At 66.2% G+C, this 24,717-nt stretch carries 25 protein-coding genes and 2 pseudogenes; 17 read left to right on the top strand and 10 right to left on the bottom strand.

The features are described from left to right. Nucleotides 1-76: 76 nt before the first annotated feature. Nucleotides 77-667, bottom strand: coding sequence for a TetR family transcriptional regulator (locus ABZV44_RS32205; RefSeq protein WP_354844583.1), 591 nt, complete (start codon nucleotides 665-667; stop codon nucleotides 77-79). Between the two features lie 100 nt (nucleotides 668-767). After that, nucleotides 768-1,622, bottom strand: a complete 855-nt coding sequence (locus ABZV44_RS32200; protein WP_354844581.1) for a hypothetical protein — start codon at nucleotides 1,620-1,622, stop codon at nucleotides 768-770. 284 nt (nucleotides 1,623-1,906) lie between these two features. Here ABZV44_RS32200 and ABZV44_RS32195 point away from each other — a divergent pair, with 284 nt between their 5' ends. Continuing rightward, the gene (locus ABZV44_RS32195; RefSeq protein WP_354844578.1) at nucleotides 1,907-3,052 is read left to right on the top strand and encodes a class I SAM-dependent methyltransferase; all 1,146 of its coding nucleotides are present in this window, start codon (nucleotides 1,907-1,909) and stop codon (nucleotides 3,050-3,052) included. 62 nt (nucleotides 3,053-3,114) lie between these two features. Here the strand turns inward: ABZV44_RS32195 and ABZV44_RS32190 are convergent, their stop codons facing one another. Next, the gene (locus ABZV44_RS32190; RefSeq protein WP_354844575.1) at nucleotides 3,115-3,342 is read right to left on the bottom strand and encodes a three-helix bundle dimerization domain-containing protein; all 228 of its coding nucleotides are present in this window, start codon (nucleotides 3,340-3,342) and stop codon (nucleotides 3,115-3,117) included. A gap of 591 nt (nucleotides 3,343-3,933) precedes the next feature. Between ABZV44_RS32190 and ABZV44_RS32185 the strand changes: the two genes are divergently transcribed. From ABZV44_RS32185 to ABZV44_RS32175, 3 genes are all read left to right on the top strand, one after another. Then, entirely contained in the window at nucleotides 3,934-4,323 is a 390-nt protein-coding gene (locus ABZV44_RS32185; RefSeq protein WP_354844572.1) for a YrdB family protein, read from the top strand. Nucleotides 4,324-4,499: 176 nt separating this feature from the next. Continuing rightward, nucleotides 4,500-5,750 carry a family 1 glycosylhydrolase gene (locus ABZV44_RS32180; protein ID WP_354844868.1) on the top strand — a complete coding sequence of 417 codons (1,251 nt, stop codon included), beginning with the start codon at nucleotides 4,500-4,502 and terminating at the stop codon, nucleotides 5,748-5,750. 126 nt (nucleotides 5,751-5,876) lie between these two features. Further along, nucleotides 5,877-6,800 carry a universal stress protein gene (locus ABZV44_RS32175; protein ID WP_354844570.1) on the top strand — a complete coding sequence of 308 codons (924 nt, stop codon included), beginning with the start codon at nucleotides 5,877-5,879 and terminating at the stop codon, nucleotides 6,798-6,800. A gap of 12 nt (nucleotides 6,801-6,812) precedes the next feature. Here the strand turns inward: ABZV44_RS32175 and ABZV44_RS32170 are convergent, their stop codons facing one another. The 3 genes from ABZV44_RS32170 to ABZV44_RS32160 form a co-directional block, all read right to left on the bottom strand. Continuing rightward, nucleotides 6,813-8,000, bottom strand: a complete 1,188-nt coding sequence (locus ABZV44_RS32170) for an AI-2E family transporter (RefSeq protein ID WP_354844567.1) — start codon at nucleotides 7,998-8,000, stop codon at nucleotides 6,813-6,815. 188 nt (nucleotides 8,001-8,188) lie between these two features. Beyond that, nucleotides 8,189-8,611: a ribonuclease domain-containing protein gene (locus ABZV44_RS32165; RefSeq protein ID WP_354844564.1), complete on the bottom strand. Its 423-nt coding sequence runs from the start codon at nucleotides 8,609-8,611 to the stop codon at nucleotides 8,189-8,191. 543 nt (nucleotides 8,612-9,154) lie between these two features. Next, the gene (locus tag ABZV44_RS32160; RefSeq protein ID WP_354844561.1) at nucleotides 9,155-9,781 is read right to left on the bottom strand and encodes a TetR/AcrR family transcriptional regulator; all 627 of its coding nucleotides are present in this window, start codon (nucleotides 9,779-9,781) and stop codon (nucleotides 9,155-9,157) included. Nucleotides 9,782-9,910: 129 nt separating this feature from the next. Between ABZV44_RS32160 and ABZV44_RS32155 the strand changes: the two genes are divergently transcribed. The 6 genes from ABZV44_RS32155 (at nucleotide 9,911) to ABZV44_RS32130 (ending at nucleotide 12,528) form a co-directional block, all read left to right on the top strand. Then, nucleotides 9,911-10,648: a hypothetical protein gene (locus tag ABZV44_RS32155; protein WP_354844558.1), complete on the top strand. Its 738-nt coding sequence runs from the start codon at nucleotides 9,911-9,913 to the stop codon at nucleotides 10,646-10,648. Nucleotides 10,649-10,675: 27 nt separating this feature from the next. Continuing rightward, entirely contained in the window at nucleotides 10,676-11,224 is a 549-nt protein-coding gene (locus ABZV44_RS32150) for a DUF302 domain-containing protein (RefSeq protein WP_354844555.1), read from the top strand. A gap of 97 nt (nucleotides 11,225-11,321) precedes the next feature. Then, nucleotides 11,322-11,693 (top strand): hypothetical protein, encoded by a 372-nt coding sequence (locus ABZV44_RS32145; protein WP_354844552.1) that lies wholly within the window; start codon nucleotides 11,322-11,324, stop codon nucleotides 11,691-11,693. A 178-nt stretch (nucleotides 11,694-11,871) separates the two neighbouring features. Beyond that, entirely contained in the window at nucleotides 11,872-12,015 is a 144-nt protein-coding gene (locus ABZV44_RS32140) for a hypothetical protein (protein ID WP_354844549.1), read from the top strand. 181 nt (nucleotides 12,016-12,196) lie between these two features. After that, on the top strand, nucleotides 12,197-12,370 hold the full coding sequence (locus ABZV44_RS32135; protein ID WP_354844902.1) for a hypothetical protein: 174 nt from the start codon (nucleotides 12,197-12,199) through the stop codon (nucleotides 12,368-12,370). After that, nucleotides 12,319-12,528, top strand: a complete 210-nt coding sequence (locus ABZV44_RS32130; RefSeq protein WP_354844546.1) for a DUF4913 domain-containing protein — start codon at nucleotides 12,319-12,321, stop codon at nucleotides 12,526-12,528. Before ABZV44_RS32135 ends, ABZV44_RS32130 begins: the two co-directional genes overlap by 52 nt. A gap of 72 nt (nucleotides 12,529-12,600) precedes the next feature. Here ABZV44_RS32130 and ABZV44_RS32125 read toward each other — a convergent pair whose 3' ends face one another. Further along, a complete protein-coding gene (locus ABZV44_RS32125) occupies nucleotides 12,601-14,952 on the bottom strand; it encodes an MMPL family transporter (protein WP_354844543.1) in 2,352 nt (783 codons plus the stop codon). A gap of 164 nt (nucleotides 14,953-15,116) precedes the next feature. On the opposite strand from ABZV44_RS32125, the gene ABZV44_RS32120 reads away from it, so the two are divergent. Further along, on the top strand, nucleotides 15,117-15,695 hold the full coding sequence (locus ABZV44_RS32120; RefSeq protein ID WP_354844540.1) for a helix-turn-helix domain-containing protein: 579 nt from the start codon (nucleotides 15,117-15,119) through the stop codon (nucleotides 15,693-15,695). 43 nt (nucleotides 15,696-15,738) lie between these two features. Here ABZV44_RS32120 and ABZV44_RS32115 read toward each other — a convergent pair whose 3' ends face one another. The 3 genes from ABZV44_RS32115 to ABZV44_RS32105 form a co-directional block, all read right to left on the bottom strand. Continuing rightward, nucleotides 15,739-16,005 carry a DUF2892 domain-containing protein gene (locus tag ABZV44_RS32115; RefSeq protein ID WP_354844538.1) on the bottom strand — a complete coding sequence of 89 codons (267 nt, stop codon included), beginning with the start codon at nucleotides 16,003-16,005 and terminating at the stop codon, nucleotides 15,739-15,741. A gap of 40 nt (nucleotides 16,006-16,045) precedes the next feature. Continuing rightward, nucleotides 16,046-16,315, bottom strand: coding sequence for a metal-sensitive transcriptional regulator (locus tag ABZV44_RS32110; RefSeq protein WP_354844535.1), 270 nt, complete (start codon nucleotides 16,313-16,315; stop codon nucleotides 16,046-16,048). Nucleotides 16,316-16,404: 89 nt separating this feature from the next. Beyond that, a complete protein-coding gene (locus tag ABZV44_RS32105; protein ID WP_354844533.1) occupies nucleotides 16,405-18,564 on the bottom strand; it encodes an MMPL family transporter in 2,160 nt (719 codons plus the stop codon). 125 nt (nucleotides 18,565-18,689) lie between these two features. Between ABZV44_RS32105 and ABZV44_RS32100 the strand changes: the two are divergent. The 6 genes and pseudogenes from ABZV44_RS32100 to ABZV44_RS32075 form a co-directional block, all read left to right on the top strand. After that, nucleotides 18,690-18,872, top strand: a pseudogene (locus ABZV44_RS32100) (FAD-dependent oxidoreductase); the annotation flags it as partial. Nucleotides 18,873-19,125: 253 nt separating this feature from the next. Beyond that, nucleotides 19,126-20,649: an NAD(P)/FAD-dependent oxidoreductase gene (locus tag ABZV44_RS32095; protein ID WP_354844530.1), complete on the top strand. Its 1,524-nt coding sequence runs from the start codon at nucleotides 19,126-19,128 to the stop codon at nucleotides 20,647-20,649. Nucleotides 20,650-20,869: 220 nt separating this feature from the next. Further along, entirely contained in the window at nucleotides 20,870-21,733 is an 864-nt protein-coding gene (locus tag ABZV44_RS32090; RefSeq protein ID WP_354844528.1) for an alpha/beta hydrolase, read from the top strand. A 2-nt stretch (nucleotides 21,734-21,735) separates the two neighbouring features. Next, the gene (locus ABZV44_RS32085; RefSeq protein ID WP_354844525.1) at nucleotides 21,736-22,764 is read left to right on the top strand and encodes a VOC family protein; all 1,029 of its coding nucleotides are present in this window, start codon (nucleotides 21,736-21,738) and stop codon (nucleotides 22,762-22,764) included. Beyond that, nucleotides 22,761-24,557, top strand: coding sequence for a bifunctional 3-(3-hydroxy-phenyl)propionate/3-hydroxycinnamic acid hydroxylase (locus ABZV44_RS32080; RefSeq protein ID WP_354844523.1), 1,797 nt, complete (start codon nucleotides 22,761-22,763; stop codon nucleotides 24,555-24,557). Before ABZV44_RS32085 ends, ABZV44_RS32080 begins: the two co-directional genes overlap by 4 nt. Beyond that, nucleotides 24,554-24,715, top strand: a pseudogene (locus ABZV44_RS32075) (4-hydroxy-2-oxovalerate aldolase); the annotation flags it as partial. The gene ABZV44_RS32080 and the pseudogene ABZV44_RS32075, both read left to right, overlap by 4 nt. Nucleotides 24,716-24,717 lie beyond the last annotated feature (2 nt).

Genomic DNA, 24,717 nt, shown 5'->3' with positions numbered 1-24,717 from the left:
TCCTTCTGGTGTAAGCAAATGCTTACAGCGGTCGATCGTAGGAGTGCGCCATCGAACCGTCAACGCTCGATTTCCGTTATGACGGAGGGAAATTCGTGCTCACCCGCTCCAGAAGGACACGTGCTGAACGCAGAACATGATCGGCCACATCGGCCGGGTCGGCGCTTGCCAGCGGCTCCCAGTGGTAGACCGATCGCAGCAGGCCGATTCCCAGCAGCCAGGCCACCACCAGATCGGCCCGCAACTCGGCGTCCGGGCCGTCGCCGAGTTCGGAGAGTGCCCGCACGTATCGTTCGTCCAGCTCCCGCCGGATCACGGACACGCCGCTGGCGTGTCCGCTCGATCGCAGCGCGGCCTGCAGCCAAAGCTGTTGATCCGCCGCGGTATTCAACATTCCAGCCAGCAGTCGGCCGAGCAGCTCGTCCGCGGGGCTTTCCGACAGCACCCGATGTCCGCGATCCGCGACGACCGCCCGGAACAGCTCGTCCTTGTTCCCGAAGTACCGGAACAGCAGTGCCTGATTCGCTCCGGCCCGCGCCGCGATCTCCCGCACGGTCGTGCCCTCGAACCCCTTCTCGGCGAACACCTCCCGCGCCGCGGCCAGCAGGGCCGAACGGGTGGCATTGGCGTCCTTGTGCCGTCCGCTCGTTTCGCTCCCGGTACCCATTCGCCCTCCGATGTCGCCTCGCCGACGCGCGGCTGGTACACCGTCGGCTCCTGCCGCGACCATAGACTCGGCGGCGACGGCAGTGCCGGGCTACCTCGGCTCACCCTTCGCGTCGGAGACCACCGGCCGCGCGCTCCGCTTCGACGGCGGCTACGTCCGCTCGATCCTGTCGGACCCCGGTTTCGGTGCGTATTCTCTTGTAGCTGTAAAAGATTCCTACGACGAGAATGATCACCAGAACTGCGGTGGTGCCCCAGGTGCCGAAACCGAGCCCGCCCTTGTCGTGCGATTTGGACAGCAGATCGCCCACCGTCGCACCGAGCGGACGGGTGAGGATGAACGCAAGCCAGAACAGCAGGACCCCCGAGATTCGGGTCAGATAATGGGCGGCAAGCAGAGCGGCCATGACCGCGGCGATGAGCAGCGCGCCCCCGCCGTAGCCGAGTCCGGAACTGTCGGAGAGGTAGTCGCCCAGGGAGGTACCCAGTGTGTTGGACAGCAGAATGGCCGTCCAATACAGCAGTTCGCCACGCGCGTTGGTGATTCCGGTGACGTCGTAGGTCTGGCCGCTGAGTTTCCAGATGACGAAGACGACGGCCAGGCCTGTGATCAGGACGGCCGCGCCCGCGCCGTAGCCCAGGCCGCCGTCGGTGGAGGTGCCCGAACCCGGTCCGCGATTGAGGAAATCGGAGATGGTGGTGCCGGCCGTGCTGGTCGCGGCGATCACGGTCCAGTACAGCGCGGGATGGAACTGGCGGGCCCGCAACTGGGCGACCAGGCTGACGGCGAAGATACCCAGGAACAGCGTCGACGCCGCCGCATAGCCGAGGTTCAGGGTCTGGGCCAGCAGATCCCCACCGGTCTCGCCGAGCGTGGTCGCCGCGATCTTCAGCACCCAGAACAGGGCGGTGACCTGGGGGAGCTTGTAGTTCGTATGCGGTTGCGCCGCGGACATGCGGATCCCTTTCGAACAGTCGGTTACCGGACACGGGGGAGTCTGCCCGGCAGTCGCTGAGAAGCCGCTGAGACACGTCCGATCCGGGCGTGTGCGATCATGGGGACGGACATCTGACGGAGGGACCGACCGTGGGCATGGGAATGGTGCTGGGCGACAACCGCTCCTGCGCTTCGCTGCGGGAACGGTCCGAATCGCCCTTGTTCTGACGGAAAGTCGCTCTCCGGACTCCTGCCTCGAAGCGTCGCCGGCCCCAGGCACCTTCGTTTCCGCAGGAGTTCGTCATGTCCACCCTCAGTTGGACCGAGAATCGATCGGTCTACACCGCCCACTGGCATTCCGAGAATGGGGCTCCGGCCCCGGCCCGCATCGTCGTCGCCGACGATCGCATGACCGCGCAGACCGCCCACCGGCTCGCGCGGGCGGGCACGGGCCTGGTGTGGCGCGGGGATTTTCACAATGCTCGTCAGTTGCTGCGAGCGCTCGACCGTCGGCTGCGGCGAGCCGCGCGACCGGTTGGGCGCGACAGCAGTCCGGCAGCGGTGTTCCATCAGCAGCGTGTCGTGCAGGCCGGGCGCGCCGAGATGCTGGGCAGGCTGCTGATCGTGCTCGAACCCGGTTACTCTCTCGGGCTTCGGCGCGCGCCCGATGTTCGGTCGGCGTGCGAACACGCGTACGCGGCGGTGCGCCCGAATTGCCCAGATATCCAGCGGATGTGCGTGTCGCTGACCGAGCTGCTCGGGGTGCTCAGCGCCTATCAGTGGCATTGCAACGGCGTCGAGATTCCCGCGCTGGGAGCGCGCATCCATCCCGACTACGGTGTGTTCTCCCCGGTTCGCGGCGAGTATGTCGATCTGGTCGCCGGCGCGCCGTTTCCGGCGAATGCGCAGCGGCCCTCCGTATTCGATCTCGGCACGGGGACCGGGGTACTCGCCGCGGTTCTGGCCCGGCGCGGTGCGCGGGTGACCGCCACCGACATCAATCCTCGCGCGGTGGCCTGTGCCGAGGCGAACCTGGATCGCCTCGGTCTCACCGGCCTGGTTCGGGTCGGCGAAGCCGATCTGTGGCCCGAGGGTCGTGCGGACCTTATCGTCTGCAACCCGCCCTGGCTGCCGGCGCACCCGACCTCAGCGCTGGAGCTCGCCATCTACGACCCCGGATCGACTGTGCTGCACCGCTTCCTGGACGGATTGCGCCACCACCTCGCCCCGCACGGTGAGGGCTGGCTGATCCTCTCCGACCTCGCCGAGCGCCTCGAATTGCGAAGCCGGGACGAGTTCCGTGCTCGCGTCGCTGCCTCCGGGCTGCGCGTGGCAGCCCGGTACGACACACCTCCGCGGCATCCGCGAGCGTCGGACAGCAGCGATCCTCTCTACGAGGCCCGGCGGGATGAGGTCACCTCATTGTGGCGACTGGTGCCAGAAGATTGATCGGTCCGAGCGGTGGTGCCGGCTCCCCCCTACCGGAGCCGGCACCACCGCTGAACAACCTGCTACCCGTCGACCCACACGGCCGAGCCGTAGCACACCCGACGGCTCAACTGCCGCTCGGCAATCCGCTCCACGAGCAGCGGAATGAACTCCCGAACCCGGTGCCCCTCGAAATCCCGATGAATGCCCCGAACCACCTCCCCGACGACCCGACCCGTCAGATCAGGAAATCGATTGGACAGCCGCGCGACAAGGTCGCTCATCTGCTGCTCTTCATCGGGCTCGGTCATACCGTGAGTTCGCCTCCATCACCAGCGTTCGTGCGCCGTCACCCGTCCCGTCCCAACGGATGACCAGCGAAGTGGACAACGGCCCGGGGTGCGCTCACCCCGGACCGTGCCCCTCGAGTGTTGCGGCAAAGAACGAGCTTTTCGCCCCGGAACCGTTTTCTGGCACATTTTGTCGCGCACTAGGCACACCAGGTCCTGGCCGCTTGCGGATGAGAAATGCAAATGAAATTACATTTGCAACAACGCCATTCGAACCGGCATCGGCACCCCCAGAGCTACCGGGCGGGAAGCGGCCGGGCTCGTTCCCGAACCTCGGCCAGATGCTCCCGCGGAGTCCATTCGTTGAGCCACCCAGGGAACCGGAATGCTCGCCGCCACACCCAGGTCGTCACGAGCGGCACCACACCGGTCGGCGTGCCGAAGAACTGGGCAAAGACGACCAAATCTTGTCCACTACAACAGATTCTGTCGGGAGGCTGGCCGGCCGCGGGCTCGTTGTCACGTTCGGTCACCTTTTCGGCGTGAATTGACCACCGGGCGGGGCGGTGGCCGCTCGTAGGGTCGGCGGGTGTCCTCGGGTGAGATGGGGATGTGAATGATGAGGATTGTCGGATGTCGTTGAACCCGTTCATGCTCGGTGTGCGATTTCTGCTGGAGCTGACCGCTGTGGTGTCGTTCGGAATTCTGGGGTGGCGAGGGTTCGATGCGCCGTGGCGGTTTGCGCTGGTGTTGGTACTGCCGATCGTGGTGGCGGCGGTGTGGGGGATGTTTGCCGTGCCGGGGGATCCGAGCCGGAACGGGGAGGCGGCGGTTGCCGTGCCCGGCGGTGTGCGGCTGGTGATCGAAGTGCTCGTGCTGGGTGGCGGGGCGGTCGCGCTGTGGGGTGCGGGGCTGTCGATGGCGGCGCTCGTGTCGGCGGTTGCCTTGGTGTTGTACCAGGTCCTCGCATATGACCGAGTCGGCTGGCTGATTGCGCATTGAGTGGAGCTCTCGTCGCGAGCGGTCCGACGGCTGTGTGACTCTCCGGATCAAGGACCGGCAACGGGGGTTCGATCTGGTCAGAGTGCCCCGAGCCCGGTTCTCCGGGAGGTAATCTCGATGCGATGGGACAACGTGCACTGTTCACACTGGCATGTATCGTTCTCACCGCCTGGTGCATGGTCGCCACGCCCGGCAGGGTTGCCGCCGATCCGGGGCTACCGCCGGTGGGCGGCAATTTCCTCTGGGGAGTGTCCAGTTCCGGGTTTCAGAGTGAAGGCTTCGCGCCGGACAGCAATTGGAGCCGGTACGCGAGATCCGGTCGCGCCGAGGACTACCGCAATTCGGTCGACTTCTTTCATCGCTACGATGAGGATCTCCAGCACGCCGCCGACCTCGGTGTCGGCGTCTACCGGATCAGCGTGGAATGGGCCCGGGTGCAACCGAATCCGGGCGAATGGGATTTCTCCTTCTACGACAGCATGATCGCGCGGATTCGCGCGGCCGGCATCCGGCCGATGATCACCCTGGACCACTGGGTGTTCCCGGGCTGGGAGTTGAATCGCGGCGGCTGGCGCAATCCGGGCATGGTCGATGACTGGCTCACCAACGCCCGCGCGGTCGTGGACCGCTACGCGCACTTGGATCCGCTGTGGGTCACCTTCAACGAGCCCCTCGCCTATGCCGGAAAGGAGCAGCAGATCGGCGATCTCGGCGCGCTCGACGTCGCACCCATGATCGATCGGATGGTCGCCGCGCACCGCGCGATCTACGACCACATCCACCTCCGGCAGCCCGGCGCGATGGTCACGAGCAATATCGCCTTCTCGGCCATCGGCACGGCACAAGCCGACGCGTCGTTCGTCGACCGGATCGCGGACAAGCTCGACTACATCGGAATCGATTACTACTACGGTGGATCCCTGACCAATCCGCCGAATCTGGCTGCCCTGCTGACCAACCAGCCCTCGAGCCTCGTCCTGGAACCCGAGGGCATCTACTACGTCCTGCGTCGATACGCGCAGAAGTTCCCGGGCCGCCCCCTCTACATCGTCGAGAACGGCATGCCCTCCGACAACGGCTCACCCACCACCGACGGCATGACCCGCGAGGACGACCTGCGCGACACCGTCTACTGGGTCCAGCGCGCCAAGGCCGATGGCATCAACGTCATCGGCTACAACTACTGGAGCATCACCGACAACTACGAATGGGGCAGCTACTCACCACGTTTCGGCCTCTACACCGTCGACGTCACCACCGACCCCACCCTCACTCGCCATCCCACCGCCGCCGTCCCCGCCTACCGCGACATCACCACTTCCGGCGGCGTCCCCGCCAACTACCTCCCGACCCGCCCTCCGGCCCTCTGCTCCATCCAGGACCTCCCCTCCAGCTGCTTCAACCCGGTAACCGTCCCAGGCCGCTGACCCACACCCCTCTGGCTTCCACTTGTAGTGGCGATTCCGGGCTGGGGTGGTGGGCGGTGCTATGTTCGGGTTTGCGAGACCCACTGGTTCTGCTCGGTTCACGGCATCCCAGGAGGTGGGCAAGTCATGAGTTCCCCGAAGTCGCGCGATCCGCACTCGATATCCACCGCACCGATCGTGGTCGGTGTCGACGATTCTCCGGCCGCGCTGTCGGCCGTACGCTGGGCGGCGCAGACCGCGGCGGCGCGCGAACGCGAACTGTTGATCGCGCACGGCACGAACGTGAATGTGATCGTGGGGGTGATGGGCACCTTTTCGAGTGCGAATTCCGAAGTCGAGCAATCGATTCAGGCTTTCGGCGCCGACCTGGTGGCACAGGCCCGGGAGGTCGCCGAAAAGGCCGCGCCCGGCGTGATGGTGCGCACCGAGGTGTCCCCGCAGCATCCGGCGAGGATGTTGATCGACCTCTCGGCCACCGCCCATGTGACGGTGCTCGGCGGTCCAGCCGAACGCCGGGGCCTGAACCGGATCGGTTCCATCCTGGTCTCGGTGGCGAGCCAGGCGGCCGGATCGGTGGTCGTGGTGCGCGACGACGACCCCGAATGGGTGGACCGCCGCACGGCGCCGGTCGTGGTCGGCGTCGACGGCAGCCCGGTCAGCGACGCGGCGGTCGGCGCCGCGTTCTACGAGGCGTCCGTGCGCAATGCGCGGCTCGTGGCTGTGCACGCGTGGAGCGACCTGTACCTGGCCCGGTACTCGGGATTCATCGATACCTCCATCGAGGCCGCGCAAGTGACCGAGGCGGAGCGAGCGTTGCTGGTCGAACGGCTGGCGGGGTGGCAGGAGAAGTACCCCGACGTCGAGGTCACCCGTGACATCCATCTCGCTGATCCGGTCGAGCACCTGCTGACCTGGTCCGAGGGGGCCCAGCTGCTGGTTGTCGGCAGCCGCGGCCGGGGCGGGTTCGTCGGCATGCTGCTCGGCTCCACCAGCAATGCGCTCGTGCAGCGCGCGAACTGCCCGGTCATGGTGGTTCACCCGGAATCGTAAGCGGCAGGTGGGCTATTCGGCGTTCGGGGCTCGGTGTCGGGAACGAGTTCGTCGTGTGGGTTCGGGTTTCGGTGGGATCTCCACGTCGTAGCGGCGGACGTACGCGGCCAGGAAGGCTTGCGCGCTGGCTGTCACCGGGATGGCGAGTAGCGCGCCCGTCGCTCCGAACAACGCCGCGCCCGCGAGAACCGCGCCGAAGGCGACCGCGGGATGCATGTCGAGGGTGGTCGCGGTGATGCGCGGTTGCAGGACGTAATTCTCGAATTGCTGGTAGACGACGATGAATCCGAGAATCCACAGCGCCGACCGTGGGTTGTGGGCCAGGGCCACCAGGACTGGCAGTGCACCCGCGAGGTAAGTGCCCACGGTCGGAATGAACTGGGACACCACGCCCACCCACAGCGCGAGTGCGAACGCCGACGGAATGCCCAGCACTCGCATCGCCGCGTAGTGTGCCAGCGCCGAGCAGAACGCGAGCAGCGCCCGCGAGTAGATGTAGCCGCCCGTCTTCTCGACCGCGATATCCCAGGCGCGCAACACATGTCGCTGCCGCTGCGGCGGCAGGAGCGAGCACACCGCATTGCGGAAGCGCGGTCCGTCAGCGGCGAAATAGTAGGTGAACAGCAGCACTCCCAGGCCCTGGAACAGCACGCCGAGTGCCGTGGTGCCGATGCCCCAGACGTCGTCGGCCAGGTCCAGTGCCCAGGACTGTAGTTTCGAGCTGATGTCCGAGGTGCGATCGGTGATATCGGTGACCGAGAGGTCGGTGTGGAACGTGCTGTTGATCCAGGTGACCGCACTGTGCATATCTCGCGGCAGGTTCTCGATCAGTGTCGTCACCTGACCGACCACCAATTCGCCCATGGTCCAGACGAATCCGACCAGCACCACGGTCACCACCACGAACACCGCCAGCGTCGCCGCACCGCGTTTCCAGCGGCGCGCCGCCAGCCAGTTCACCGCGGGTTCGATGGCGAAGGCCAGGAACAGCGACACCACGAGCACCGTCAGCAGACCGCGCAGGCGCATCAGCCCCCAGAAGGTGATGACGACCCCGGCCACCGTGGCCGCCGCCAGCAGATAGGCCCGCGGCAACCAGGCCGGGATCACCGACGCGACCAGCCGGTCCGGCCTGACCTCCGCGGCAGCGTCGTCGGGGCTCTGCTCCCGCTCTCCGGAGTCGGATTCGTCCTTGGGCACTCCGCAAACGTACTGGCGTCCGGGCGATCAGCGCCGCAGTGGGTGCGTGCCCGCGTGTTCCGGCCGCGCGGAAGCTGCAGCAGCCCAGCGCCGACGGTCGCTCGATCGAGCGGGATCCCGCCTCTGCCGCGGTCATGCCCCCGAACCTGCCACATCTTCGAGCCGCTACTCCACGTGGCGCAGCGCGATCAGCGCATTCTCGTGAAACTGGCGTAGTGATCGCCTGTGTACCACGCCGAACCGTCGTTGCCGGTCACGATCCGCTCCGCATCGCGGGATCGGCCTGGTTGCTTGCAGTTGACATCCCACTCTCGATAGCCGACATCATCGGGCAACTGGCCTCCTCTGTTCTGCCACGTGGTACCGCCCTTGGTTCCGGGACAGTCGGTCGGGGGCCATTTGCCTTGGTCGATCAGACTCAATGTCGTCCAGGCTCGCTGGGGAACCGTGGAGTCCACCAGGCGAACCTCGACACCGACCACCGTCGAGTGCTGGGTCACCTGCTCCGTGTGCCCACCCGACACAAGCAATGCCACCGTGGCGAGTGCCACTGAAGCGACAGCAATTGCCTTGCCCCACAACGTTCTCAGCGCGATCGTCTCCACCGTCATGAGTGCCCACGGTGTCATACGGGTCTGAATCGGCCCTCACGTCGAGCTGTCGTACGGGTGAATGCGGACCGGATGGAACAGGCTCGCGGCTCCAGCCGTCCCGTGGCCCGCCATCGATCTCATATCTCGGTCACGCTCAGCTCGACCCCGCTCGATATCCGAGGCTGGACCGGTGTCGGCGTAGGTTTCCCTCGTGAAATGGCCTCGGGTACACTGCTTTTCGCTCGCAGAATCGCGGTGCCCTATCTCGCCGTCGCCTGTGTGTGCTGGTGTGAACGCCGCACGTGGTCGAAGACCCTCGCCCCCAAGCCTTGCCGCGTGAACCGGTCGCCACCACGCGGCCGCAGCGAGATACCACCGCCACCTGGTGAACGTAGATGTAGCTCGGCAACTACGCAGACGGCTTCACGATGTACGTCATCTGCACCTGCGGAGCGGACAACATGACGCCCCCGGCCCGGATCCATTCACCGATGACGCGGGCGGCATCGCGCGCCGGGTGTGTGCCGGGCGGCGTCGGGAGGCTTCGTTCACCGGAGTGACTTACAGAGTCAAGAGGCCGCGCTCGATCGCATCCAGTACTCGCTCGAGTGAGTCTTCGATGTTCTCGGGCGTGGTGGGGAGTGGGCCGTCGAGGAGTAGGCCGGCGAGGCCGTGCACAGCTGACCATGCTGCTATTTCGGCGCCGGGGCGGCGGATTGGGTTGAGGAGGCCTGCGGTTTGGGCTTCGTCGAGGACCTGGCCGAGGATTTCGAAGGGGCCGCATTCTTCGGTGGGGAGGGCTACCGGGGGAAGCTCGGGTGCCGGGGGATAGGCGATGAAGGCTGTTCGGAACAGGCCTGGTTCGGCCAGGGCGAAGTGGACGTAGGCGGTGCCGACTGCACGGAGGCGGAGGCGGGGATCGTTGGTGCGGGCTACTTGGTGGCGCATCTCGGAGGCGAGGGCCTGGCGAGCGTGATGCGCTACCTCGGCGAGGAGTGCTTCTCGGTCGGTGAAGTGGCGGTAGGCGGCTGAATGTGTCACGCCGGCGGCTCGGGCGGCTTCACGGAGGATCACTCGGTCTGGGCCGCCTTCCCGGGCCAGGGCGATGCCGGCCTCGATCAAGGTCGCGCGCAGGGCGCCGTGGTGGTACGGCTTCGCGCGATCGCGACTGGTGGTGGCCTGACCCATGGGGTAAGGATTCCACGGATACAGGATGTTGACAACGGTCACATGAAGTCGCACACTCGGATGTAACCAGTGGTTACATCCTGCCGGTTCGACTGAACGGCACTCCTGACACACCGAGCGGAGCATGTGATGTCTTCTGCACCTCTCTATCTCTGGGCGCTCGAGATCATCGGGCTGGTCGCGATAGTTTTTGTCACTGTCCGCACCTTGTGGTCGTCGGCCGTCGAGGTCGGCATCGACAGGGTTGTGGCGCAACGAATTTCGATCATCTTCTGCGCCGGCTGGATGGCGTGGACGGCCACGGTCGTCGTGCTGGCGGCCAACAACGCCCTACGGCTGGACGAGGACACGGTCAAACCGTGGCTGGGCGTGGCGATCCTCGCACCGATCGTCGTCCTGCTGGCCAGTTCCCGGCTACCGCTTATCCAGCGGATGCTTTCTCATCCAGGTATTGCCGCAACGTTGGTCCGGCCGCACGAAGCGCGCTTCATCGGCATCGTCTTCTTGACCGCCTTGGCGTTGGGTGAGTTGCCGCCTGCGTTCGCACTTCCGGCCGGAATCGGTGACATAGCAGTAGGTCTGGCTGCGTCATGGCTGGTCCGCAGTCCACATGCTGCAGGTCGAACCCGAAGTATGTTCTGGCTCAACGCATTCGGTTTGGTCGACTTCCTGTACGCCTTCGCCGTCGGGTTCCTGGGCGGACCGGGGCGTACCCAGCTGCTGCACCTGACGCCATCGACACAGCCACTGTCGATGCTGCCGTTGGTGCTCATACCGACGACCGGAGTTCCCATCCTGTTCGTCTTCCACGCCATCTCGCTGGCCAAGCTGCGGGCCACCGCGCCCGTCGCGGCCGTTCCGGCCTGAATACTCCTCGGCAGAAAAGGAAGCACAATGAGCACCACCCCCATCGACAAAAGCGCTCGCGTCCACCGTGTTCGGCACGAGGTGAACCGGATCACCATCGCAGTCGACGCCACGTTCGAGGAGCTGCGTACGCGTTTCGAGCAGCTGGTCCCCGACATCGAACTCGACGAGCTGAGTCAGTTGATCGCAACCGGTGATCTGGAACGGGTGAAGAAGTACACCGAAGCGCGAACACCTAACTCCTTCGCCAACTTCTGGACCTTCGACCCGACTGCCATGATGGCGCTGCGGGGGAGCACCGCGCAGTTGGTCACCTACATGGTGGGCAACAACCTGATCGCGGAACGCATGTTCCGCCACGATCCGGGCGTGATGCTCTACGCACCGATCCGCGTCGCCATCTACACCGACAACGATCGGACGTTCGTCAGTTTCGACCAGCCGTCGACACGCTTCGACACCTTCGACGACGAGAACATCAGCGCGGTCGGCCGGCTTCTCGACGAGAAGATCGCCGCACTTCTGACGCTGCTCGGCGTAGAGGTGCCGGACGAATTATCACGGCAGACCGTGTAGTTCGTACATCTGTTCCCGCAGGTAGATTTGCTGAAGGATTACCGCCTGACGGGCCTGTGGTGTGGCGCGGAGGCGGGGCAACGATCAAAGGGCGCTGATGAACGATGCCGGGCAGGTAGCCGGGCTGTGGTGGCAGGCGTTGACCGACCGCGGGTGGTCGGCCGACCGAAAGCTGCTGGGAGAGTATGCCGCGGCAGTGATCACCGGGCTGGTCGCGGAGGAGTTCGAACCGGGGGTGGGGGCTCGGGTGGGCGCGGCGCTGGCCGATCTCGGTCTCACGGATCCGGATGTGCCGCTGATCTCCGCGCGGGTGCTGTACACGGCGGTGGATCACGGCGTCGACAGTGAAGCGGGACAACGACTCGCCGCGGTGCTGGCGGCGCTGGGCGCGGGACATCGAGCGCGGTCGCTGAGTCGAAGACCGAGATGTCGTGCACGATCTCCGACGGAATTCCGATCAGGTCGGTGAACTCCTTGTTCGGGACCAGCAGAGTGCCGTCGACCTCACCGATGGCGGCAACCACCGAGACGTGTTCGAACATGATCCGGTAGACCTCGGGGCTCAAGGGCTCGCGCGCCGGACCGCCCGAGTCCGGCGCTGCGGCGTGCTTGACCACCGGTTGGCGGTGTCGGCCAGTATCGGGGCAGTGGTCACTTCGGCCATGGCCACCGACGCCGAAACGCTGCTCGACGCCGCCGACACGAGCCTGTACCAGGCCAAGACCCACGCTTTGGGTCAGGTGGTGCTGCACACCGTCCATCCCGGACCGGGCCTGGCAGGCGGACGTTGAACCGCCACCGGGCTACATGACGCGATCGACGTCCCGGAAGTAGCGCAACAAGGCCGACCCCAGTGCACACCCGGCAACGATCCCGGTCGCGGCCCAGTCGTGGCGGTAACTCCGCTCGTGTCGAGTAGGGCCCGCCGGTGGCCGGGTCGCGCGGGTGAGCGAGTTCGGTGGGCTCCCGGGCATGGGTGACGTGAAGAATGTTGTGCCACAACCGGTTGAAGGTCTCGTTGCGTTTCAGATGATCGAAAACCTGGTGCGCTTCAATGGTGGGTCCACCACGGCGTTGCGGTTCGGTTCGCAGCCGTGCACGCAGCCTTCGAAGCAGCGCGACGGTCAGACGACGACACCGCGATGAGCACGCTGTTCGTCGCCCATATCGACCCACGCCTACGGGTGATCCTCGACGCCGCCCAGGGGCCACTGCACCGCTGCACGCCCGAGCGTCACGTCCCGCAGCCAGGTACGCCGGCCATATCCGGACAGGATGGTTCGGCGGCCCAGGTGCTTACGTAGCAGTCGAGGAGCGCGGATTCGGGCCTGACTTCAGATCCTTCGGTGATCTGATGCGAGGACAGTGACGGCCGCCTATGACCTCGAGGGCGCCAGATCCTGTTGTGCGGGAAGGCTGTCGGCCGGTCGATGGACGAGGCCCTCGCCTTCGATTTCGACCTTCGGGAGCAGGCGCTCGAGGACGCGCGGCATCCACCAGACGGCATCGCCGAAGATCGACATGACGGCGGGAACCAGCAACATGCGCACCACGAAGGCGTCGACGACGACGCCGACCGCCAATGCGAAGCCGAACTGCCGGATCATCGGGTCGTCGTTGAAGATGAAGCCCGCGAAGACGGCGGTCATGATGGCCGCGGCGGCGACTACGACTCGTGCGGCCTGTTCGAAGCCGTGGGCGATGGCGTCGTCCCCGTGTCGTCCGTGGGCGTGGGCTTCCTTCATGGCGGAGACCAGGAAGACCTCGTAGTCCATGGCGAGCCCGTACAGCAGGCCGGTGGCGACGATGGGCAGGACCGCCAGGATCGGTGAGGTGGCGTGGAATCCGAGGATCGCCTGACCCCAGCCCTCCTGGAAAACGGCGGTGGTGGCGCCGAACGCGGCGAGAATGCTCAGCACGAAGCCGAGGGTGGCCTTGATCGGGATGAGGATGGAGCGGAACACCAAGGCCAGCAAGAAGATCGACAACACCGCTACTACTGCCAGGTAGACGGGGAGCGCGTGGGCGAGTCGTGCGGACACATCGATACCCAGCGCGGTGAATCCGGTGACATCGACGTCCACATGCCGTTCACTCGCGAAAGTTGGTGCCTCGCCGCGGATTTCGTGAACCAGCTGCTCGGTGGCCGAGTCCGTGGGCCCGCTGCTCGGCACAACCGAGAAGACGACGGTCCGGCCATTGTCACTCACAGCGCCGAGTGTCACCGACGTGACGCCGGGCAGCTGCGCCAGATCGCGATAGAGGGCAGCGATATCGGTGGTGGCGATCGGACCTTCCCGGTTTCCGGCGTCGGCGACGACGACGAGCGGCCCGTTGTATCCCGGACCGAAGCGGTCCTTCACAACCTCGTAGCTCTCACGCTGTGCGGTTCCCTGGTTGTAGCTCGCACCCGAGGGTAGGCCGAGGCTCATCTGTGTGGCCGGGAACGCGAGCAGCCCGGCAATGATCAGCGCGGCCGTAGCCGCGAGGAACCGGTGCCTGGTCACCATGCCCACCCAGGCGGTCGCGAGCCTGCGTGCCCGCCGCGAGGGTATATCGGTGGCCCGCCTGACGGCAGCCCGCCGGCGCGCTTTGGACGAGCAGATTCGATCGCCGGCCAGGCCGAGCAGCGCGGGCAGCAGCGTCACCGCGGCCAGGACGGCGATCACGACCGTCGCCGTGGCGGCGATACCCATGGTCGTGATCAGGTGGATCCGGACGATGGCGAGCGCGGTCAGTGCGATGGCGACCGTGCTGCCCGCGAAAACCACTGCGGTGCCCGAGGTCCCGAGCGCGCGGCCCACGGCTTCCTCGGCGCTCGCGTCATTGTCGAGGATGTAGCGGCGCTGCCTGTTGACGATGAACAGCGCGTAATCGATGCCGACGGCCAGGCCGATCATGAGCCCGAGGACCGCACTGAGCGAGTGCAGCGAGACCAGATGCGACACCACCAGAGCGCCACCGACGCCCACGCCGACACCGGTCAACGCGGTCACCAGCGGTAGCCCGGCCGCGACCACCGATCCCAGGGTCGCCAGCAGCACGAGTGCGGCGATCGCGACGCCCGCCACCTCACCCGCGCCCACGATGGCGGGCACCTGGACCATCGATGCCGACGGCAGCACGGCGATGTCGTGTCCGGCGGTGACGTGTTTCGCGGCCGCCACCGTGTTGCCGATCGTGTCGGTGGGGAGTTCGAAAGTCTGCTTGTCGAACTGGAATTGGAGAATGGCGCTGGTCTTGTCCGGGGAGATGATTACGCCCGGTACCGCCTGTCCGTTGATGGTCAGCGGGGTCGCGGCGGCGGAATGACCCGATGAAGCTCCGGAGAGCGTGGTAGCTCCGGCGGCGCGAATGGTGGGACTGTTCATCCCCTTCGCGGCTTCCTGCTTCAGTACCGCGCGGGCGTCGATGACGTGGTCACTGGTGTACACCTTGTCGACTGCCGCGAGCAGCGTGCCGAGGTTGTCTCCGGAGTCGATCCGTGAACCGTTCTCGGTCTCGAAGGCGATGATGCCCTGGCCACCTGCCATCAGCGGCATTTTCCCGGCCAGGTCGTCGATGAGGTTCTGGGCGGGCGTGCCGTCGATCCGCACCTCGCTGCTCAGCTGGGGTGGGTAGACGGCGAGCAGGCCGATGATCGTCGCCAGCACGACGGCCCAGGGCGCGATGAAGTACCAAGGTCGCCGATAGGCGGTTCTTCCGATGCGATACAGCAGGGTCGACATTGCGTGATTCCTCTCGGCGCACCCCGGCGGCGGCCACAACGGTCCTGCCACGGAGAAAACTGATAGTCAACTATCAAAACGGTAGTGAACTATCGCTTTGGCTCGCAAGGTACGCTCGGTCACAACCCCGGTACCGGTGAATCGACTGAAGGAGCGAAGTCTGCGTGGCGACGAAACCGCTTCGGACGGACGCCTTCACGAGCATCTCCCGGATCATCGATGCGGCCCGGCGGCTGTTCGCCACCGAGGGCGGCTCGGCGACCCTCGCTCATATCGCGCGCGAAGCGGGCGTCGGCGTCGCGACGTTGTACCGCCACTTTCCCAATCGCGAAGCGCTGGCCCGCGCCGTCTATGAACGGATCCTCACCGCTGAGGTCCTGCCGATGCTGGCCGAACTCGACAAGGGTGGTCTGCCTCGATCCGTCCTGCTCGACGTCGCCGAACGAGTAGCCGACATCATTCAGAACGAACGGGGACTCGCCACCTCGGTCGGAAACCTGACCGAGGTCACCGCGGATTTCCTTGCGCAGAGTGACGAGATCTTCGGTCCTGCGGTGGAACGCGCTCAAGCCGCAGGAAACCTGCGCCCCGATCTCCAGCCGCGCGACGTGCCATACGTTTTCGCCATGGTGATCACCGCGCTCGGCGCCGTCGAACTCGAGAAGCCCGCGCGGCGGCGCTACCTGAGTTTCCTGCTGGACGCACTGAATCCCGCTCAGGCGACGCTGCTTCCGCCGATGTAGCGGTATCTAGTGGAGGTCGAGATGCATAGTGGCGATCTCGAATTCACGACCGGTCGGCGGTGGGAACCTCTGTCGCCATCGAGCAACTCGTTGGTCCGCTGGAAACTCCTGCGCGGAGGAGCAGCAATGTTGCCGGGCACCATCCAACCGCACTGTAGAACACGAGGTTCGCGCCGACGAAGCCGGTGAAGATCAGCCACCATTGCGAGAACGCCGCGGCCAGCAGCGTGCTGATCAGTACGAAGGTGCCTGCCAGTAGTGGAACCAGGCGCGGGATGGACCAGCCGTCATGGCGGTGCAGTCGGGGCATGGGTTTCTCTCCAATCATGTTGCTTACCTGCACCTTTGGGTCAAGCAAGGGCGAGGAACAGTTTTTCGAGTTCGGCTTCCGTCATGGGTTCGGATCCGTCGGCGGTGTCGCCGGTGAGGCATTCGCGCAGGCCGGTGGCGACGATCTTGAAGCCGGCGCGGTCGAGAGCGCGGGAGACGGCGGCGAGCTGGGTGACAACGTCTTTGCAGTCGCGGCCCTGTTCGATCATGGAGATGACGCCCGCCAGTTGACCGTGGGCGCGGCGGAGGCGGTTGAGCACCTGGGCGATGCTCTCCTCATTGCTGACCATGGTGGTGTCCTTTCTTTGTAATGCCTCAGCTCATAATACCCCCGGGGGTATTCACGGGCTCGGCGAGCGCCGAGCCCGGGAAGGGGATATCAGTTGTGGGCGAAGCTGATCGACGGCAGCACCTTGCGTAGCCAGACGGGTGACCACCAGGCGCCGTGCCCGGTGAGCCGCAGCAGCACCGGCAGCAGCACCAATCGCACCGCGAAGGCGTCCAGCAGCACGGCGACGCCGAGGATGATGCCCATTTCCTTGGGCGGCAACGGGTCTGCCAGAGCGAAGGTGAAGAACACGGCGACCATGACCGCGGCGGCTGCGAAGATCACTCGCCCGGAGTGGGCCATACCGTCGATTTGCGCGACCTTGGGGTCGTTGGAGTGCTCGTAGTGTTCCTTGGCGGTCGCCAGCAGGAACACGGTGTAGTCCATCGCGATCGCGAAGATCATGGCGAAGAAGAACACCGGGCCCCAGCCGTCGAGGAAGCCCTGCGGGGTGAAGCCGAGCAGACCGGCGCCGTGGCCGTCCTGGAAGATCAGCTTCGCGACGCCGAAGGCCGCGCCGGTCGACAGCAAGCTCACCAGGGTGCCGAGGGCGGCGATCAGTGGGGCCTGTAGTGCGATCAGCAGCAGCGCGAAGCCCAGCACCAGGATGACGCCCACGATGATCGGCAAGTAGTGGTTCAGGGCGTGCTGTAGATCCAGATTCTCGGCGGGTGCACCGCCGACCAGCGCATCCGAGGGCAGCGCGTCGCGCAGGTGGTCGAGGATCTCGCCCATCCGCGCATCCGAGGGATCGACGGTGGGCAGTGCCTGCATCATGGCCAGGCCGCTGCCGTCGGTGGCCGGTTGGGCCGGGGTGACCATGCTGATTCCGTCGACCGTCTTGGCGGCCTGGGCGACCTGCGCGGTCTGGTCGGCGGGCGCGATGATCTGCAGCATTCCCGGTGCGCCCGTGCCCATTTGGGCTTGCACCAGTTCATAGCCTTGGCGCACGGGTGCGTCGGCGGGCACGACCTGGATCGAGGGCATGGCCACCTTCAGGCTGAAGACGGGTATCGACAGGGCGATCAACACGAGCAGCGCGCCGATGGCGAACGGCCAGGGCTTGTCGTGCAGCAGTTGGCCCCAGGCGGCGAATCGCGGGGAGCGGTGCTGCTGGCGTTTGGCGTGCGGCAGTGCGCCGGCGTTGACCTTGTTGCCCAACGCGCCCAGCGCGGCCGGTAGCAGGGTCATGGTGGCCAGCAGGACGAAGGCGACGGCGAACATGATGCCGACCGCCATGGTGCGCACGGCGGGGGCCGGTACGATCAGGACCGCCGACAGACTGACGAGGACCGTAAGTCCGGACAGCAGAACGGCTTTGCCCGCGGTATCCATCGTTTGCGCGACCGCCGCGCGCGGGTTCGGAGCGGTGGTGAGCGCGTCGCGGAAGCGGGCGACGATGAACAGCGCGTAGTCGATGCCCAGCGCCAGTGCGAACATCATCGCGAAGTTCATGGCCCACACCGAAATCGGTGTGAGGTGGTTGAGCAGCACCAGGCCGCCGGCGGAGGCGACCAGTCCCGCCAGGGTCAGCAGCAGCGGCAGGCCGGCGGCGACGAGCGACCCGAACGCCAGCACCATGATCGCCAAGGTGACAGGCCAGGAGAACATTTCGGCCTTGATCATGGCGTCGTGATTCGCCTTGTTGAAGTCGCTCCACAGTGCCGAGGCGCCGGTGGGGTACACGTCGATGCCGTTGCCGGACAAGGCGGTCAGCGTGTCTTTGTGGTCGTCGACGGCTTTGACCATATCGTCGGTGGAGGCATTGGCGCCCGCGATCAGAATGCCGGTGTGCCCGTCGGGGCTGATCGACATCCCGGGCTGCGGCGAGACCACCTGGCCGAACCGGGCGTCATCGGAGAACGCTGCGGCGATCTTGCCGAGGACCTGCTGCACCTGCGGGCTGTCGATGGCCTGGGTATCGGAGTGCACGACCACCTGCACCGCCGCGGAGGAGTTCCCGCCGAAGTGCTGTTGCGCCAATTCGCGCACCGTGACCGACTCCGAGCCGTTGGCCTGCCAGCCCGCGCCCGCGAGGGAGTCGAAGACGGTCGGCGCGGCCGCGCCGAGTGCGACGAGCAGGGCCAGCCAGATGCCGACCACGATCCGGGCCCGGCCCGCCATGGTCGCCCCGAGCCGGCCCAGCACTCCGCCGGATGGGCGCGGTGGTGAGGGGGCGTGGGCTGGGGGCGCTGTCAGAGAGTCGCTCATCAACTTTTCCTTTCATACCCCTGGGGGTATATCGGCTGTCGAATCGACGATACCCCCTGGGGTATGAAGATCGGAAGAGTGGCATCCGGCACAAGCGCTGCCGTGGCCCCTCTGGGAGGTGTGGGATCAAGGTTCTGATCATCGGCGGAGTGGCCGGGGGTATGTCGGCCGCGACCCGGTTGCGGCGGCTGCAGGAGTCCGCGGAGATCGTCGTGCTCGAACGCGGCGAGCACGTGTCGTTCGCGAACTGTGGGCTGCGCTATCACGTCGGCGGCGTGATTCCGAAACGGGAATCGCTGCTGTGTCGCCGACGCGGGAAGCCTGGTTACTCCGGTTGTGGCAGCCATGTCGAGCAGGTGCTCGGTGATGTGCCGAAGGCGCAGCGAAGCACCTGCGCCGAACAGCCGCAGCCACGTAGGCGCTGGCCTTCGGCAATTGACATCGATCTGAGGTGTACCTGGCTACCAGGTAGTAGCTCGCAGGCATGGCCGGCGCGTGGTCGGCATCCGTTTAGGCTGTCGTAATTCGAAAGGGGGCGGGCCGGATCGAAGGGTTCCTACCGTGGCTGACGCTGTCGAGCATGTCGATGTGCTGATCGTGGGGGCTGGGCTGTCCGGCATCGGCGCGGCGAGTCGCCTGCGGCGGGCCTTTCCGCAGCGCCGCTGCGTGATCCTGGAGGCGCGGGCCGACATCGGGGGGACCTGGGACCTGTTCCGGTACCCCGGCGTCCGGTCGGACTCGGACATGTTCACCCTCGGGTACCGGTTCCGGCCGTGGGCGGGGGACCGGTCGATCGCCGACGGGGCATCGATCCTGACGTATCTGCGCGACACCGTGAGCGAGGAGGGGATCGGCGAGCAGATCCGATTCGGGCACCGGGTGGTCGCGGCCGAATGGTCGTCGACGATGCGGCGCTGGACGGTGAGCGCGCAGCGAACCGACACCGGCGAAACCGTGGTCCTGACCGCGTCCTTCCTGTTCTGCTGCTCCGGATACTATCGCTATGATCGCGGCTGTACGCCGAAGTTCACTGGGCGGCAACGCTTCTCGGGGCCAGTAGTGCACCCGCAGCACTGGCCGCACGATATGGATGTGGCCGGCAAGCGAGTCGTGATCGTGGGTTCCGGAGCGACCGCCATGACCCTCGGTCCCGCGCTGGCCCGGCTGGGAGCGCGAGTGAGCGTGGTGCAGCGCTCACCGAGCTACATCATGTCCGTGCCGGCTCGCGACCGCTGGGTCGCCTGGCTGCCACGGATTCTTCCCCGCGGAGTCGCACACCGGGTGCTGCGGGCGAAGGGCATCGCCGTCGACACCACGATCTATCAACTCTCCCGCCGGTATCCCGACCGGGCGCGGGCATGGCTGCGCGCCCGTCAAACATCGGCCTTGCCGCACGGATACGACATCGACACCCACTTCACTCCCCGCTATGACCCGTGGGATCAGCGGATGTGCCTGGTGCCCGACGGCGACCTGTTCGAGGCGATCCGTACCGGCGCGCTGGAGATGATCACCGACCGGATCGACACCCTCACCGAATCGGGAGTCCGGTTGACGTCGGGTACCGAGGTCCCTGCCGACATCATCGTGACGGCAACAGGTTTGGAGTTGCAGGTATTCGGCGGCATCGCGCTGAGCGTGGACGGAGAACCGGTCGATGTCCCGAAGCGGCTGGCCTACAAGGCGATGATGTTGTCCGGCGTCCCGAACTTCGCCTTCACCATCGGCTACGTCAACGCCTCCTGGACGCTCAAGGCAGATCTGGTGTGCGATTACGTCGTCCGGCTCCTGCGTCACCTCGACAGGCGCGCCTACGCCAGCGTGACGCCTGTCCACGACCCCGACGCAGTCCGCGCACCGTTCGTCCCCGACTTCACTCCGGGCTATTTCCGCCGGGGCGGCGCCCACTTCCCGAGCGGCGGCGACCGCGCCCCCTGGCGGCTGCGAATGAACTACCTCCGCGACCTGCCGACCTTCCGGCACCACAGACTCGAGGACGGCATCCTGCAGTTCACCCATGCGGAGCGCAGGCTCGCGGAAGATGCCGAACCCGAAGCGTCACAGGTGGTTACGGGTCGGCCGTGATCGAGGAACAGGCCCGAGTGCTGACCGCGGGCGCACGCCTATGACCCTGTATCTGGCCGGTGCGCGCATGGTCGGACTGTTTCTCCTCGACCAGGTCGCCGCCGCCGGGTACGGATGTATCTGTCAACATCCAGCACTTCTGATGCTCTTATCAGAATTGCCTTGACAAGGGATGCCATCGCAACTGATGATTTGATCAACATCGGTTCTGGAGGCGGAGATGACAAGCATCGACAAGGGCGTCGACACCGGGCGGACGGTCCGGGTCGGCGGACGGCAGATCTACTTCAACGAGGCCGGTTCCGGGTCCGCGGTGGTGCTGCTGCACGGTGGCGGGCCCGGGGCGTCCGGGTTGTCGAACTACTCGCGCAATATCGAGGCGTTGGCGCAGCGGTTCCATGTCATCGTGCCGGACATGCCCGGGTACGGGCAGTCGTCGAAGTGGATCGACCCGGCGGACCCGTTCGGTGATCTCGCACGGGCGGTGGGCGGGCTGCTCGACGAGCTCGGCGTCGCTTCCGCGCATCTGATCGGCAACTCTTACGGCGGTGCCGCGGCGCTGCGGCTGGCCATGGACCGGCCGGAGAAGGTGAACCGGCTGATCCTCATGGGACCCGGTGGTGTGGGCACCACGCGTGCACTGCCTACCGCCGGACTCCAGCAGCTGCTGAACTACTACACCGGCGGTGGCCCGAGCCGGGAGAAGCTCACCCGCTTCATTCGCGAATACCTGGTGTTCGACGGTGATGCGGTCCCCGAGGAGCTCATCGAGGCGCGTTATCAGGCCAGCCTCGATCCGGCCGTGGTGGCGAATCCGCCGTTGCGGCGACCGTCGGGGCCGCTGGCGCTGCGCACGCTGTTGCGCATGGATTTCACGCGCGACTCGCGTCTGCACAAGGTCGAACAGCCGACGCTGGTGGTCTGGGGGACCGGCGACAAGGTGAACCGGCCCGAGGGCGGTCGCATGCTGGTCGACGCCATGCCCAACTGCGACCTGTACCTGGCGGCCAACACCGGCCACTGGGTGCAGTGGGAGCGCGCGGACCTGTTCAACACACTGGCCACCGCTTTTCTGGAGGCGTAGCAGTGAAGGAGTTCCTGCGTCCCAACACGGACGGCTCGGTCTTCGGCGCGGTGCATCTGGGATACATCGTCGTGCAATCGAATCGGCACGCCGATTGGCGGCGCTTCGGTGCCGATGCGATCGGGATGCACGTCGATGCCCTCGACGGCGCCGGTCTGCGTTTCCGCCTCGACGACCACACCTGTCGCTTCCTGGTCCAGCGTGGGCCCGCCGAGGACGTGACCGCACTCGGCTGGCAGATCGATGACCACGAGACCTTCGATCGCATCATCGCCCGGGTCGCCGATCGCGGTGTGCCGATCGCCGAGGGCGCCGCCGACGAGGCGGCGCTGCGCGGAGTAGAGCGGTTGTGGCGCTTCGCCGGGCCGAAAGGCATGGTGCAGGAGATCTTCACCGTGCCGGTGACCACCCCCGAGCCCTTGCGGATGCTCAGCTCCGGCTGGGTGACCGGTGAAGCCGGCATGGGGCACGTCGCGATCGTCTCGCGGGAGCCCGAGGCGTTGCGCGGCTACTACGAGACCGTTTTCGACTCCCGGTTGTCCGATTACATCGACGAGAACGTCTCCGGGCTGAAGATGAAGATCCGTTTCCTGCGGGTCAACGAGCGCCACCACTCCATTGCCATCGCCAATCTGCGTGGCGTGAAGATCGATCCGATCCGAACCCGGGTGCAGCACATCAATATCCAGTCCGTGACGTTGGACGACATGCTCGCCTCCTTCCAGCGGGTCAAGGATCTGGGCTTCCGGATGGCGTGGTCGGTCGGCCAGCACACCAACGATCGCCAGCTGTCGTACTACAGCGTGACCCCGTCGGGCTTCGAACTCGAGGTCGGCTGGAATCCGATCATCATCGGCCCGGAACTCGAATCCACCTGGGAGCCGACGACTTACCAGGGCATCAGCAAGTGGGGACACACCCCGATGGGGGAGACGGTGCTGGACCGGTTCGGCCAGTTCCGCCAGGCGCTGCGCACCGTGCGCACGCCGGAGATCACCGTGCCGGAACTGGCAGGAGGGCGCATCCGATGAACACCGACTACGACGTGGTGGTCGTGGGCCTCGGCCCGAGTGGCCTGACCCTGGCCAATCTGCTCGGCCGGCGTGGAGTCAGTGTGCTCGTCCTGGAACGCGAGCCCGAGTACTACGGCCTCGCGCGGGCGGTCTACACCGACGACGAAGGCATGCGGATCTTCCAAACCGCCGGTGCCGCAGACGAACTCGCGGCAGACATGAACGTCGACTCCGCCGTGCAGTGGGTGCGCGCCGACGGCCGGGTACTGATCCAGTTCCAGCAGACCGAACGTCGGCTGGGCTGGCCGGTGGTGAACTTCCTGTACCAGCCCTACCTGGAGAACACCCTCGAACGCGCGCTGGACCGGTACCCCCACGTGACGGTGCGCCGCGGCCGGGAAGTCGTCGACTTCAGCCAGAACGCGGACACGGTCACCGTGGTACACGCCGCATGCCGCGGCACCGGTTACGGCAAGCATGTGCCGATTACCGATTCGGACGCCGCCGAGCGGGTAACGGCGAAGTTCCTGGTCGGCTGCGACGGCGGCCGCAGCGTGGTGCGCACCAATCTCGGCATCGATATGACCGGCACCAGCTTCCCGGAACGCTGGCTGGTCGTGGACTTGAAGGCCCGCGACGGAGTGGACGCGTTCCGGCATCTGCCGTACTTCGATTTCGTCTGTGATCCCGAGCTGCCGATCGTGTCCTGTCCGCAGCCCGACGGGCACCACCGGTTCGAGTTCATGCTCAACGACTCGCAGACGAAGGAGGAGATGGAGGACGACGAGACCGTGCGCCGCCACATCGAACGCTTCGTGAATCCGGACGAGGTCGAGGTGTTGCGGAAGCTCGTGTACACCTTCAATGCGGTCATCGCCGACCGCTGGCGGGTCGGGCGGATCCTGATCGCGGGTGATGCCGCGCACATGACCCCGCAGTTCATCGGTCAGGGTATGAACTCCGGCGTGCGCGATGCCGACAATCTGTCGTGGAAGCTGACCGCGATCATCAAATACGGTGCGAGCCAGACGATTCTGAGCAGCTACGAATCCGAGCGCCGCCCACACGCCAAGGCCATGATCGACCTGTCGGTGTTCAACAAGGCGCTGGTGTCCGTGGACAACAAGCTGATCGCCGCCGCCCGTGATCTCGCGCTGACCACCGCGCTGCGGGTGCCGGGCCTCGGTGGCTGGATCCGGGGCGCGAAGATGAAACCCTCGCCGCGCTTCCGTCGCGACGCCTACCTCGGCCTGCCCCGCCGCGGATGGCGTGGAGTCGAAGGGGAACTCGCCCCGCAGCCGGAGATCCGGACCTACGACGGGCATCATCGTCGATTCGATGATGTGCTGGGCCTGGGCTTTTCGGTGATCGGCTACGGCGTCGACCCGCGCGCCGGACTCGGCGCGGACGACCTGGCGGCATTGCGCGCGCTGGGCGCTCGTTTCGTCACCGTCTACCCGATCGGCGGCCGGCCACAGGGCAAGCCCGGCGACGGCCGCAATGCCGGTGCCGACTACGTCGACGTCGAGGATCACACTGGAGCGCTGACTCGGTTCTTCGCCAAGGCCGGCATCGGCATCGGCGGGCTGCTCCTGCTGCGCCCGGACCGGTATGTCTTCGGCACAGCCACAGCGGGCCGCGGTGGTGTGCTGATCGCCGAATTGTTCCGCCAACTCGGGGTTTCCGCGGGCGAACTCGTCTCCGCGGCGACCCTCGCGCGAGCTGACCTGGCCGAATCCGATTCAGCGCCAGCAGATCCGGAATCGATCGAGTCCGCAACTGACGAACATCATCTCGAGGAGGCCCGGTGACCTCGAGCTTCCTGCGGCATGCCGAAAAGGCTTCCGGCACTCATGGAGTCGATGTCCGCGACGTGCTGACCGAGGCCGGCCGGCGCAACCTGGTGGGCGGGCAGGAGGACATGATCGTCGACATCGCCCTCGACCTGATCGGCGGCGCGGCGGGGTGACC

The organism is Nocardia sp. NPDC004860, assembly GCF_040609015.1.
Taxonomy (GTDB): domain Bacteria; phylum Actinomycetota; class Actinomycetes; order Mycobacteriales; family Mycobacteriaceae; genus Nocardia.
This window is presented reverse-complemented; position numbering and strand designations above follow the sequence as displayed.